Source organism: Streptomyces sp. NPDC002623, assembly GCF_053592635.1.
Window position 1 is genome coordinate 479,611 of the sequence record NZ_JBSFWB010000003.1, and the last position, 14,075, is coordinate 493,685.

General features: G+C 67.8%; 6 protein-coding genes. 5 read left to right on the forward strand and 1 reads right to left on the reverse strand.

Annotated features, from left to right (window positions below; all coding sequences use genetic code 11):
* Nucleotides 1-502 precede the first annotated feature (502 nt).
* Nucleotides 503-1,744 (reverse strand): transposase, encoded by a 1,242-nt coding sequence (locus ACWD4O_RS07790; protein ID WP_451278424.1) that lies wholly within the window; start codon nt 1,742-1,744, stop codon nt 503-505.
* Between the two features lie 605 nt (nt 1,745-2,349).
* On the opposite strand from ACWD4O_RS07790, the gene ACWD4O_RS07795 reads away from it, so the two are divergent.
* The 5 genes from ACWD4O_RS07795 (at nt 2,350) to ACWD4O_RS07815 (ending at nt 14,059) form a co-directional block, all read left to right on the forward strand.
* Nucleotides 2,350-3,624, forward strand: a complete 1,275-nt coding sequence (locus ACWD4O_RS07795; protein ID WP_451278426.1) for a serine/threonine-protein kinase — start codon at nt 2,350-2,352, stop codon at nt 3,622-3,624.
* A 237-nt stretch (nt 3,625-3,861) separates the two neighbouring features.
* Complete coding sequence (locus ACWD4O_RS07800; protein ID WP_451278428.1) at nt 3,862-6,783, forward strand: SNF2-related protein; 2,922 nt, start codon at nt 3,862-3,864, stop codon at nt 6,781-6,783.
* Between the two features lie 52 nt (nt 6,784-6,835).
* Nucleotides 6,836-12,085 carry a class I SAM-dependent DNA methyltransferase gene (locus tag ACWD4O_RS07805; protein ID WP_451278430.1) on the forward strand — a complete coding sequence of 1,750 codons (5,250 nt, stop codon included), beginning with the start codon at nt 6,836-6,838 and terminating at the stop codon, nt 12,083-12,085.
* Nucleotides 12,086-12,158: 73 nt separating this feature from the next.
* On the forward strand, nt 12,159-13,385 hold the full coding sequence (locus ACWD4O_RS07810; RefSeq protein WP_451278432.1) for an AAA family ATPase: 1,227 nt from the start codon (nt 12,159-12,161) through the stop codon (nt 13,383-13,385).
* Nucleotides 13,385-14,059, forward strand: coding sequence for a hypothetical protein (locus ACWD4O_RS07815; protein ID WP_451278434.1), 675 nt, complete (start codon nt 13,385-13,387; stop codon nt 14,057-14,059). Before ACWD4O_RS07810 ends, ACWD4O_RS07815 begins: the two co-directional genes overlap by 1 nt.
* Nucleotides 14,060-14,075 lie beyond the last annotated feature (16 nt).

The window sequence follows — 14,075 nt, forward strand, 5'->3', positions numbered from 1 at the left end:
TGCCCCGTTCCTCCATGTTTGACCGCGACGAGAATGCGCCATGACCGATTCCCGCTACTGCACAATCCAGACATGTCCGCAGTCTGGAATCGCAAGGTATTGATACCGATCATCCGGGAGTGGCATCCATGCCGCACAAGCGGAATAGACGCCCAACATTTCATTTGGACCGCTAGGGCGATAAGCCGTCAGACGGATCAATATCGGCCAATCTGGGCCACTGAGCTTCTTCGAGTTGGCCACCGAGCAGGTGACGGTCCATGAAGCGCAACGAGCGAGGCCCCGAGTTGTTGTGCAAGCTCCGTCCGTCTCAGCGGGCGATGGTGGCACTGGCCTCGATTCGTCAGCGATGATCGGTCGCTGATCGGCTCGGCGGTTCGCCCGTAATGTTCCTATGCCGGTCGGGGCGGGCCGTCGCGTGTCGCTGCGGAGGCGTCGGGTTCCACGGGCCCGAGGGTGGGTCGTCCTGTCCTTTCGGTGTCGTCGGGGCGGTGGCCGGCCGTCACATGCGGGCCGGGAGCCGGGTGGCCCGCTGCCAGGCGGTGGTGAATGCGTGTGCCCAGGGCCAGGTGCGGTCCAGGTGCAGCGTGCGGCGGCGGGCGTGGGAGGTGAGCCGGACGGGCAGGTGGTACAGCTTCGTACGGATCGTGTCCGGCTCGGCGGCGGCGAGGTCGGGCTCGTCATGCAGGAGGAGGAGCCGCACCCAGGCGTCGAGGTCGGCGGCGATCGTGGCGGCCAGTACCCAGGCTGCGTTGAGCTGCCAGGACTTCGAGGGCAGCAGCCCGAGACCGATCCGCTTGATCGTCTTGACACGGTCCTCGACCTCAGCGTGATCGCGGTACAGGGCGTCGACGAACCACACCTGCCCGGTGCCGGGCGCCCCGGAAAGCCCCTGGTGGGCTGGGATGTTCGTGGCAATGATCTGGTAGCGCCGGCCGGTGCGTTTCTCGAAGGCGGTCAGCTTCTTCGCATCCCGGCGCGAGGGCTTGACCCTGCGCACGATCAGCCGCATCCCCTTCGGCCGGCCAGTCAGGTCACGCAGGCCGGTCAGCTCGGCGACCTGGTAGGAGAGCCGTTCGCCGTCGGGTCCCTTGATCTCGTGGAGTTGGCCGTCCTGCCGCAGCGTAGCCGTCCACACGTTCTCCGGCAGCAGCGCGATGGCCTGCTCGTCCGTGGCGCTGACGGCCCAGCCGGTCACCCAGGCTCCCAGCGGCATGTGGCCGAAGCTGCCCTTGAAGGTGCCCGCCGCGCCTTGTTTCCGGCTGGTGCAGGTGACGATGGTCGCGTCGAGGTCGAGAACGTACCAGCCGGTCAGCTGCCGGCCGCACACCTCGATCCAGGGGAAGCCGCCGGGGCTCAGAGCGAGCAGCGTCCATACCACGCGGCGTATCGCGGCGCGGGCTCGCTCGACGCGGGCCGCGACCGGGGTGTCGATCGCGGCCAGGGCGCGGCGCAGGGTGCTGTCCGAGACGGGCCGGCCAAACACCGGCCGCCAGTGGTGCTGAAGTTGCTCGGCTTCCAGGATGTTCGTCGCGCCGAGCACGATCGCGCAGGCCAGCTGGATTAGCGCCATGCCCCGGTCTCGCCGGCCCGGCCCGGCGCCCTTCGGCAACGCCGCACTCAGCGCGGTGGTCAGGCCGACGCGATCGGCGACCTTCCGCAGCAGCACCACGCCTGCATGACCGATCAGGTTCTTGCCGTCGGCCCGCACGGCAAGCCGGTGATCCCATTCGGTAGCCTGCACCTTTTGGGTGTCTCTCTCTGCGACGGTTTTGGTCTAGACAACCCAGATCATTGCAGGTGGGAGGCACCCTTCCTGCTGCCGGGGCATCAGGTCACGGCCGTAACTGAACACACGAGGTCGAGCTGTTGCCGAACGGGTTGCCGGGGGCCGGGCGACCAACAGGCCCATACGTTCCTCCGGGACAACTAAGGCGTCCGGGCCTCCAGGTGTCCGGGTGTCCAGGCCTCCAGCAAGGCCTGACCGGCGAGCGGGCGGGCCCTCACCCGCACCCAGACCGACGGGTCGTCGGGGACCGGTGTTCTGGGCGGCGGCCCCGACTGGTGCGGGCCCCTCGGCGACAAAGCCACAGGCAGCGACAAACGAGTCGGGCTGTACGCCGGGGCCGCACCGAAGCAGAGAAGACACACTGACCTGCATGTACGAACGTTCGAACCGAGGCAATGCGCAGCTAGCGCGCACAGTCGTACGCAGTAGATCCAAAATGTAGTGCTCGCTGCCGTCCCGGAGATGCGACGAGGACGAGACGGCCTGCGGGTCCGATCGGCTAACTTGTTGTTCCCCCGACGCCCCGGCTTTCGCCGGACGGACCCGACCCGAGGACAGACGTGCAGACGACTCCGCTCAGCCCGGAAGACCCGGCACAGATCGGTGGCTTCGAGCTGTTGGGCCGGATCGGTCAGGGTGGGATGGGGCAGGTGTATCTGGGCGAATCGCCCGGGGGCGAGCCTGCCGCGGTGAAGGTCATCAAGCCTTCGGTCGTCGACTCGACCTCCCGTCTGCGCTTCGCGCAGGAGATCGAGATCCTGAAGACGGTCTGGGGCGCACGGATCGCGCAGCTTCTCGACGCGGACGCAGACGCGGAGCAGCCGTGGCTGGCGACCGAGTACATCGAGGGACCGGATCTCGGCAAGCACGTGATGACGCACGGCCCGCTGCCGGGGCTTCTCGTCCTCTCGCTCGGCGCGACCATCGCCGAGGGCTTGGGTTATGTGCACAAGCAGGGACTACTGCACCGTGACCTGAAACCCGCGAACATCTTGCTCGGTCCGAACGGCCCCAAGATCATCGATTTCGGTCTGGCCGTCTTCGCCGAGTCGAGCGCCTCCCTCACCGCGGCCAACACCGTCGTCGGTACCCCCTCGTGCATGCCTCCTGAGCAGGCCAGCGGTGAGAAGCCGCTGACGAGCGCCGTCGACGTGTACGCGCTCGGGACAGTGCTGCTGTTCGCCGCGACGGGCCATCTGCCGTACCACGCGAACAACATCCATGTGCTCTTCCACATGGTGACCGATCCGGCGACCGCACCCGATCTGGCCGGCACTCCTCCCGAGCTGGTCCCCCTGCTGACGTCCATGCTGGCTCACCAGGCTCAGGCTCGGCCCACGATCACCGAGGTCGTCCAACAGTGCCGTGCCCTGGTCGAGGCGCAGGGACTGAAGCTCGCCCAGGCTCGCCGGCGCCTCACGACCTATACCGCAGAGCCGCCTCAGGAGTTCCTCACGCTGCTTCCGGCACACGTGTCGGAGGGCGTCGTACCTCCGGCTCCTGCTCCGTCCGACCTGGTGGATGCGCCGCCCGGTGACGGAACCCGGCCCATGCTCGTGGACACGGCCTCCTCGGAAGCCGATCCCACCCTGTTCCTCACCTCACCTCATCAGGCACCGCCGGCCGGGCCGCCTGCCCGACCGGAGCAGACAATCCAGGCACCACAAAGCGCACAGGACGAGCAAGGCAAGGAGGACCCGAGTAATCCACAGGACGTGCCCCGACGCGCTCGGGGCACCGGCCGGCCTCCCGTCCGCTCCCTTCGTCACTCCGCGCAGGCCAGGCGCACAGCCCAGCAGCTGCGCGAGGCCTACGCGGCACGGGCCGCCTTCTGACCCTCACGACACGCACGTGCGTCGTCGCGGCGCCCCTGCGCACCTCGCCAGGCCCCGACCCGCGACTGCTCCTCACCGCGAGCCCTTGACCTGCGGGTCTGCCCCGGTGAGGGTGGTTCACGCGCTTTGCCGCCCATACGGCACAGTGGAGCGGTACAACAGCGTGAGCGGTACGTCGGCCCGCGCCGGGCGACGACCGCGACAACAGCACAGCACGACGGACACGGGAGGCAGCGGGTGACCGCCCAGCAGAGCAGCACCGCACCGGTGGGTTCCGGGGAGGACCAGTTTCCGGCAGGCGCGCAGGTCTTCGTGCGCGACGAGGTGTGGCTCGTGCGGAACTCCGTGCGCACCGAGCACGACGGCGCGAAGGTCGACGTCGTGGGCGTGTCCGACTTCGTACGGGACCAGGAGGCTGTGTTTTTCACCGGCCTGGACACGATCGAGCTGATCGACCCCCGCCGTACGAAGCTGGTCCGGGACGAGTCGTCGAACTTCCGCCGCTCCCGTCTCTTCCTGGAGGCGGTCCTGCGCAAGACCGCGCTGCCGCAGTCCGAGCGCCGGCTGGCCCTCGCCGACTCGTTCCTTCTCGACTCCCTCCCCTATCAGCGCCGCCCGGCCGAGCTGGCCCTGTCGGGCCGCAACCTGCGCCCACGGCTGCTGATCGCCGACGTGGTCGGTCTGGGCAAGACCCTGGAGATCGGTCTGACGCTGGCCGAGCTGATCCGGCGAGGGCGTGGCGAACGGATCCTGGTGGTCACCCCACAGCACGTCCTGGAGCAGTTCCAGCACGAGCTGTGGACCCGGTTCGCGATCCCTCTCGTACGGCTGGACTCGGTCGGCATCGAGCGGATCCAGCGGGAGATCCCGGCGGGCCGGAACCCGTTCACGTACTTCAAGCGGGTCATCGTCTCGATCGACACCCTGAAGAACACCGACCAGTACAAGCACCACCTGGAGCGCATCAACTGGGACGCGGTCGTCATCGACGAGTCGCACAACCTGATCAACCGCGGCTCCCTGCGCAACCAGCTCGCCCAGATCCTCGCCCCGCGCACGGACGCCCTGATCCTGGCCTCGGCGACCCCGCACAATGGTGACGCCAAGTCGTTCGCGGAGCTGATCAGCCTCCTCGACCCGGCGGCGATCCGCGATCCGGAGCACTACCGCGCGGAGGACATCGAGCACCTCTTCATCCGCCGTACGAAGGTCAGCCCCGAGGTCCGCGAGCAGATGAAGGGCCAGTGGGCGGATCGCGGCCCCTCCCAGTCGGTGCGGTGTGCGGCCACACCTGCCGAGGAGAAGATCTTCGAGGAGCTGGCGACGGTCTGGCTGCCCGGCGAGAACGGCACCTCGGTGAGCGGAGTGCCCCTCTTCCCGTACACGCTGCTGAAGTCGTTCCTGTCCTCGCACGCGGCGCTGAAGGCGACGGTGGCGGCGCGCATCAAGACGCTGGAGAAGAAGGACGAGCCGACGGCGACCCGTGCCGAACTCGCCGCGCTGCGCACGCTCCAGGAACTGGTGGCACCGCTGACGGAGACGGACTCCGCGAAGTTCGCGGCGCTGGTCGAGCAGCTGAGAGCGATCGGCGTCGGCCCGAAGTCGGACGCGCGGGTGGTGGTCTTCTCCGAGCGGGTGCAGACCCTGGAGTGGCTGCGTACGGTCCTTCCGGCCGCGCTCGGTTTCCGGGGCCGGGCGGCCGAGGAGTCGACGCGGGTGATGCACGGCGGTCTGTCCGACGAGCAGCAGATGCAGTGCGTGGAGGACTTCGGCCTGGCCGACGCCCCCGTACGCATCCTGCTCACCGGCGATGTGGCGTCCGAAGGCGTCAACCTGCACCGCCAGTGCCACCAGCTCGTCCACTACGACGTGCCCTGGTCGCTGATCCGCATCGAGCAGCGCAACGGCCGTATCGACCGATACGGACAGGTGCACCAGCCACAGTTTCGCGCGCTGATCCTCACCAGTGAGGTGGAGGGGGCGAAGGACGACACGGTGGTGGCCGAGCGGCTGCTGGACCGCGAGGACCACGCACATCAGGCCCTGGGCACGGCCGAGGCGGTGACGGGCCTGTACCGCGCGGAGGCGGAGGAGAAGTCCCTCATCCAGGATCTGCTGCGCGGCCGTACGGTGGACGAGTCGCTGGACGCGCACCGCTCGGAGGCCGAGACGGACGCGGCCATGGACGACTTCCTGGCGGACTTCTTCGGCTCGGTGGGTGACGCCGAACCGGGCGCGGAGGACGACGACCCGGAGGACGCTCAGGCAGGCAATGCCGACGTTTCGGCGCCGAGCGGCGCGGGAGCGGGCGACGCGGCAGTGCCTCGGCTGTTCACGTCGACCGCCGAATTCCTGGACGAGGCGCTGCGCGAGGTGTTCCCCGACGCGACCACCAGCCTGGACCTGCACCGGGACACCGAGTCGGGCCTGTTGTCCTTCCGCCCGCCCACCGATCTGGTGCACCGCCTCAAAGCACTCCCGCTGGACTACGTACGCGAACAACGCCTGCGCGAGCGACTGTTGGTGACCTTCAACCGCCGGCTCGCCGAACACTCCCTGAAGCGGGCCCGCGAGTCGTCCACGTCCAGCTGGCCGGACATCTCGCTGCTCACGGATCTGCATCCGGTGGTGGAGTGGCTGACGGACAAGGTCCTGGTGCGTCTGGGCCGCCAGGAGGCCCTGATCATCACGGCCGACGTGCCCGAGCCCACGTACCTCGTCCAGGGCGTCTACTCCAACGCGTTGGGCCGTCCGACCGTCGTCAAGTGGATGGGCGTGACGCGGGGCGGCACGGTCGAAGACGACATGGTCGGGCTGCTGCGCCGCTCCGGGGTCGGACCGACCATGGCCAACCCGATGCGCCACAGCGAACCGGCGACCGCGCTGGAGGCCGGCATTCCCGACGCCCTCGCTGCCGCCGAGCGGTTCCTCGACCGGCACCGCGACGCCTGGGACGAGCCGCTGCGCAAGCCGATCGACGACTACAAGGCCCGTCTGGGCGACTGGGAGCAGCCCACCCTCGCCGGGGAGCGGACGAAGAAGTCGCTCGCCTCGCTCGCGGACTCGCTGCTGACCACCGGCCGCCCGCTGTTGCGGGTCCTCGCCGTCCTGGTTCCCGACCCGCAGGTGTCGTCCTCGCCGACGCCGTCCACGGCCTGAGCCGACGCTCGCCAGACCTCCCGACCTGAGATTCCCTGAGAAGAGACCGGACATGACGTACGACTCCCTGGTCAACCGAGGAGACTACTTCTCGGCGCACTACCTCGCCGAGGTGCTGCCCAAGGACCTCAAGTCGGGCCTGCTGGCCACCTGGAAGCAGCGCGAGGACGAGGCGAAGGCGGAGGCCGATCGGGCGGCCGCCGCGGGGGCCGCAGGAGCCGACGGGACGTCGGGGGAGCCTGACGCCGACGCCCTGCCCGTCACCCCTCGCGCCGGTCTGCGGGAGCTGCGCCGCGGCTACTTCCGGGCCCGTTCCTCCTTCGCCCTCCCCGAGGACGAGGACGGTACAGCGGCCGCCCAGGACACCGAGGACGACTCGGCGACGTACGACTCCCCCGCCTGGGCCGAACGCGTACGCGCCCTGAACGCCGAGGTCCTGCACGCCCTCGGCTACGACGCCAAGCCGCGCACGATGACGGTGACCCGCGCCGACCAGCCGTACGAGGTACGGGTCGCGCACGCCGAGAAGGGCCTGGTCGCGGTCGACTGCGGCTGGGCCGCCGAACCGGACGCCGCCCTCGACCCGGAGGGCCCCGGTCGCCTCCTGGAACCGGTTCCTCTGGACGGCCGCAACACCGTGCCGACAGGATCGAAGCTCGCCTCGTTCCTCTTCGCCTCCGAGGACGCGCCGCGTTACGTGCTGCTGCTGGTCGGCGGGGTCGTCGTCCTCGCGGACCGGATGGTGTGGGGCGAGGGCCGCTACCTCGCGGTTTCCCTCGACGCGGCCCTGCAACGCAACGACACCAAGGCGGGCGGCGAACTCGACACGATCGCCGCCCTGTTCGGCGCGGACTCGCTGCGCACGCCGGAGGAGGGCGGCGAGAACCCCCTCGCGGAACTCGTCGGCAAGTCCACCAAGCACGCGGTGGGCGTCTCCAGCGAACTGCGCGACGGTCTGCGCCTGAGCGTCGAGCTGATCGCGGGCGAGGTCCTGGCCCGACTGCGCGACCAGGACGTACGCCCCGAGGACATCGGCGAACTGTCGGACCTCGGCAAGCAGTTGACCCGCGAGTCGCTCCGCTACCTCTACCGCGTCCTGTTCCTGCTCTACGCGGAGGCCCGCCCCGAGCTGGGCATCCTGCCCGCCGACTATCCCGAGTACCAGCAGGGCTACGGCCTCGGCCGCCTCGGCGAGCTGATCGCCGAACGCGACCTCGTCGACGAGAAGTCCCGGCAGGGCACCTACCTGTACGAGTCCCTGGACCTGCTCTTCCGCAAGGTGCAGGAGGGCTACCGTTCCCGCCGCACGCACGGCCCCGCGGCCGTGGAGACGGACGACGGCATCGAGGTGGACGCCGTCAGGACCAGCGAGGACGTGGGCCTGCGTTTCGAGCCGCTGCACTCCAAGCTGTTCGAGCAGGAGTCGATCCGGCTGATCGGCCTGGGCGCGATCCCGCACCCGCATGACGATGCCGACGAGGACGACGCCGAGGCCGGCCTTGAAGGCTCGGGCCGCCTCCTGGACACCCGGCTGCGGAACGCCACCCTCTACAAGGTGCTGCGCCTGCTGATGATCACGCGGGGCAAGAAGGGCGAGCGCGGCGGCTTCATCTCGTACGCCCAGCTCGGCATCAACCAGCTCGGGGCCGTGTACGAGGGCCTGATGTCGTACAGCGGTTTCATCGCGGCCGACAACGAGGATCTGTACGAGGTCGCGAAGGGCGGCGACCCGAAGGACGGTTCCTGGCTGATCCCGAAGTCGAAGATCGACGACTATCCGCGCGACGTGTTCGTGTACCGCCGCGACGAGGAGACCGGAGAGGACGTCCGCGTCACCTACACACCCGGCTCGTTCGTCTACCGCCTCTCGGGCCGCGACCGCCAGACCTCGGCCTCGTACTACACCCCCGAGTCACTCACCAAGGTCACGGTCCAACTGGCCCTCCAGCACCGCCTGGACCAGGACGGTACGACGACCGAGGCACGCGAGCTGCTCGACTGGAAGATCTGCGAGCCGGCGCTCGGCTCGGGCGCGTTCCTCAACGAGGCCATCAACCAGGTCGCGGCGGAGTACCTGCGCCGCCGGCAGGAGGAACTGGGCACACCGATCGACACGGAGAAGTACGCGGTCGAGCTCCAGAAGGCCAAGGCGTACGTCGCCCTGCACAACTCCTACGGCGTGGACTTGAATGAGACCGCCGTGGAGCTGGCGGAGGTGTCCCTGTGGCTCAACACCATGCACCCCGGCATGGAGGCCCCCTGGTTCGGCCTGCACCTGCGACGCGGCAACTCGCTGATCGGCGGCCGGCGTGAGGTCTACCCGGCGGAGAAGCTGAAGAAGGCGGCCTGGCTGGGGACGACCCCGGAACGCTTCCCCCTGACAGAGGCGGCGAACGGCCTCCCGGCGACGGTGACCGAGCGCACGACCCGGAGCGGGTCGGTGCAGCGCGTCACCGAGAACGCCGTCCACCACTTCCTGCTCCCCGCGAAGGAGTGGGGCGCGGTCGCGGCCGAGAAGGAGGCGAAGTCCCTCGCCCCGGAGGCGGCCCGCACGCTGGGCAACTGGCGCAAGATGATCACGCGGACGCCCACCGCCAAGCAGGCCGAACGACTTCAGGCGGCGGCCCGGCGGGTGGAGTTCCTGTGGGACTTGGTCGTACGCCGCCTGGAGATCTCCGAGCGGGACATCTCGCGGCGGATCGACGTCTGGGGCGCGGAGGACGGCTGGCTGCGGTCGCCGGAGGTCGCGGTGCAGCGGGAGAAAGTCGTCGCCGACCTGACGGCACCGGACACCCCGTACTGGCGCTTGAAGACCTTGATGGACGCGTGGTGCGCGCTGTGGTTCTGGCCCGTTCAGGAGGCTGGGCTGCTGGACGGCACGGCGGCGGTGTATGAGCGGGGGGCTGATGCTCTCCCGTCTGGTGCCGTCGCTGAGGGGCTGCGGGCGGCGGACGAGTCCGGGGTGCTGATGTCCTGGGAGACGGAGGATCTGTTCGGCGAGGTCACGGGCGGCGGCGAGCTGACGGCGGCCTCGGTGGAGCGCCGGCGGACAGGTCGCCGCAAGGAGGCCATCGGGGGCGCGCGCAAGCGGGCGGTGGTTCCGCTGGCGGGGCTGGACGACTGGCTGGAGTTCGCCGAGTCACTGATCGGCACGGAGGATGTACCGGCGGACTCGCTGGTGGCGGAGTTCGGGTCGTTGGCGGAGCTGGAGCCTTATGAGGATGCGCTGCCGGACCTGATGGGCATGGAGCATTTCCAGCAGCTGGAGCTGCGGTTCCCTTGGGCTTCGGTGGCGGGGGATGTGGCGCGGGCGCAGGGGTTCTTCCATTGGGAACTGGACTTTGCGCAGGTGTTCGCGCGGGGCGGATATGACTTGCAGGTGGGGAATCCGCCTTGGGTTCGGCCACAATGGCGAGAGAATCAAGTTCTCGCCGAGCAGGATCCGTGGTTCATGCTGACCGAGAAGCCAAGCGCGGCGGAATGGAACATGCGCCGCGAGGAGCTACTGATCGCCACAAAAGGTAGCAAGATTTATTTTCTCGACGAGTTGACAGTGAACACAGGAGTCGTCGCAACGCTGACGAGTTCCGCCACCTATCCGCTCCTCGTGGGGACAAAGAGTGACCTATACCGCGCCTTCATGGCCCGAGTGTGGCAGCATACTGCCCGGCACGGTAGTGCTGGCATGCTTCACCCCGACACGCACTTTGGCGGTGTACACGAGGGTGTAATCCGGGCTGCGGCATATCAACATCTTCGGGTACACGCACATTTCGTAAACTCGGCGAACTGGGCATTCGAAGACCTCGACCGCGGTTGGGAATTTGGGGTGCATATCTACGGCACGGCACAAGAACCTGACTTCCTACACCTAAGTGAGCTACGCGACGCCGAGGTCCTTCCCGATTCATTGATCCACGATGGCCGGGGCGCAACACCTGGAATCAAGCACAACGGCTCATGGGATATCCGACCGCATCGCGACCGCTTGGTACACGCGAACACTGAGCTACTGGCCAGTTGGCAGGCCTTGAGGGGCTCAACAGGTGCCGTGACACAGACGCCCCTGCTATACCCGGTCCTCGCCGGCGAGCAGCGCGCGATCGAGGCCCTAGCCGCCTATCGCAGCAACCTCGCCGATTACGGCCCGCTGATTACGATAGGTTTTGACGAAGGCGTCGCGAAGAAGGACGGCCTGATCCGCTGGGGAAATCAAGCAGCCTCCGATTTTACGGACGTTATCCTCCAAGGGCCGCACTTCGCAGCCGCACTTCCCCTATCGAAGGAACCTCGAATCCCCTGCCGGAGCAACAGGGACTGGGACTTGCTCTCACCGACAGAGCTGCCCGATTCATACGTCCCCGTAACCAATTACGTCCGGGCCTGCGATGAGGCAACATATCTGGCAGCAAAAAGCAGCTGGCTCGGAAAACCGTTCACCGAATTCTTCCGTTTGGCATGGCGGAGAATGATCCCATTTAATACGAGTCGCAGCCTACAGGCTGCCCTCATCCCACCCGGTCCTGCCCACGTTCACACAGTGCACTCGATGGCCTTTGCAAACAACCGCCTCACCGCCCTTAACGCGGGCTTTTGGGCGTCATTGCCACTCGACTACCTATTGCGCATCACTGGGCGTGCCGATCTTACGTCGGCGAACGCAAGGCAGATGCCCGCCCCCGACCCGAAACACCCCCTAGCTCCCGCCCTACTCCTCCGTGCCCTCCGCCTAAACGCCCTCACCACCCCCTACGCCCCACTCTGGGCTGAGCTCTTCGACCCCCGCTGGGCAGGCTACGAAGATTGGGCCAACCCCAACTGGCCCCACCTCGAACCCCTAGCGGCCAGCCTCAAGTCCACCTGGGAGTACGCAACCCCGCTCCGCACTGAGCACGAGCGCCGCGCAGCTCTCGTAGAGCTCGACGCCCTCGTCTCCGTCTGGCTCGGCATCACCGCCGACCAGCTCGTCGCCATCTTTAATTCGCGCTACCCGCAGCTGCACGACTACGAGGCAGCCACCTACTTCGACGCCAACGGTCGAAAGATCGCAGCCGACTTCAACACCTACGGCCACGGCCAGACGAAGCAGGACTACCTCGATCTCCTCGCGCATCTGGAAGCCCCGGAACACGCCCCGCCTCCGGTTGGCTACCAGGCCCCCTTCTACAGGGCGGACCGTGAGACTGAGATGAGAGCGGCGCACGCGCATTTCCAAGCCCGGCTGGACGCCGAGATTGCCGCCGGGCGTTGGACCCCACCCGAGCCGGCCGCCGGACGGCACAAGGTGGGAGTGGACGGCTGACCGTCAGCGACCCGCGCCGACGTAAGCCACGCCGTACCCCCGGCCACCCCACGCCTCCCGATAGGTTCCGTCCATGCCAGGACAGTTGCTCGAACTGCACGTGGAGAACTTTCGGAGCCTGCGGGACGTCACCATCCCGTTAGGTCCTCTGACGGTTCTCGTCGGTGCGAACGGTGTCGGTAAGTCGAATGTCCTCAAGGTCTTCGACCTGCTCGCCGACATCATCCGTACCGACCTCGAACCCGCCCTCGAATCCCGGGGCGGGTTCGACGAAGTCGCGTTCTGGGGCGGACCGAAGCCACCGACCACCCTCCGGATTCGACTCAAGGGGACCTGGACCACCCACTCCAGCCCCAACGCCCCTGACGAATACGACCTCAAGGTCCGGCGGTACTCGGCCCCCAGCAACAAGGACAACGGCCGATACCGACTCACCCGCAGTGAGAGCTTTCAGTTCAAGCGGACGCGGGGGCGAGGACGCCGCATCACCGTGTCGGGCGAGCGTGCCACCGTGGTCGACACCCGCCCGAGCAGTGGCCTTGAGGACAGCAGCGAGTTCGGCATCCAGCGACTCAGCAGCGGTCTTTCCACCCTTCCCCGCCTGACCAGCACGGAAGGCGGCACCGAGGTCGCGCGAGTGGCAGACCAACTCTCCTCGTTCCGAGTGTTCGATGTGAGTGTGGACGCGGCACGTCGGCCGTCCCCGGTCGACTACGAGGACCTGTCGTCCAACGCGGACAACTTGGCGGCCTTCCTGTACCTGCTCCACACCGATGACGAAGACCTCTGGAATCGGCTGGTGGAAGACGCGCGTTCGGTGCTTCCCCAGTTGCTGGACATTGAGTTCGTCAGGATCGGGGGCGGGACCGACCAGATCACGGTCTTCCTTCGCGAACGCGGTCTGCGCCGCCCCACACCCCTTGCCGACGCCAGCTATGGAACCGTCCGCCTCCTCGGTCTCCTGGCCTTGCTCTACGACCCCGACCCGCCCGCCCTCACGTGCATCGAAGAGATCGATCACGGCCTTCATCCTCAGGCGCTGCGGTTGATCGTGGAGCGGCTCCGGGAGGCCAGCGCGCTCACTCAGTTCATCGTCGCCACCCACTCCCCCGCTCTCACGGATCGCCTCCTGCCCGAGGAAATCGTGATCTGTGAGCGTGATGACGACGGTGCCTCACTCATCCCCGCCATCACCACGGGCGACGTCCGCGCGATCGTCGAGGAGAGCGGAGACCTGCCACTCGGCGAGCTGTGGTTCTCCGGTGTTCTCGGCGGCGACCTGACGGGGAACGAGCTGTAGTGGCCGGGAGCAGAGGGCCGCAGGAGCGTGGCGTCATCGTGCTGGCCGGCGAGGACACCAACGACTGTCGGATCGTCGCCGAGATCATCAAGCAGCACCATCCGGACCTGGGCAACGCCCGCCTGGTCGAGATCAGCGACAAGACCCGCCTCAAGACGGCCACAGGACCCCAACTCACCGCCCGCGTCAACACGATCATCGGCAAGGCGAAGGGCCGGGCGCTCCGGGCGAAGGGCCCGCTGGTCGGCCTGGTGATCCACGAGGACCTGGACGGGTACACCGACGCCCAGTACACCCGTGTCCGTGCGAACGTCGCCGGAGCCCTCTCCCGTGAAAGCCCCTGCAACTCGGCGCTGGCGCTTGCCGCTTGGGAGTCGGAAGCCTGGCTCTTACTCTTCCCGGACGCCTTCCCGGCCGTCCGCCCCAACTGGAAGGTTCCCGCGCAGCTCCAAAGCCGCGACACCGGAACCATCAAGAGCCCCAAGGAAGAACTCAAGCGCAGGCTCGGTTCCCCGGCCTTCCGGGAAAGCGACGGACCCAAGGTCGCCGAGGAAGCTCGGTCGCTGGGCCTACTGGCCTCGGGCCCGACCGGTACCAACCGCTCCTACAAGGACTTCGTCCACGAACTCGGCCAGTGGCCCACGCCTGCCCTGCCTAGTCCCCGCCGCAGATGAGTCGTTCACGAACCCG

What these genes read in the sequence shown, in the direction of transcription:
- ACWD4O_RS07810 (WP_451278432.1), top strand. Translation starts at nt 12,159, where the DNA reads ATGCCAGGACAGTTGCTCGAACTGCACGTGGAGAACTTTCGGAGCCTG.
- ACWD4O_RS07805 (WP_451278430.1), top strand. Translation starts at nt 6,836, where the DNA reads ATGACGTACGACTCCCTGGTCAACCGAGGAGACTACTTCTCGGCGCAC.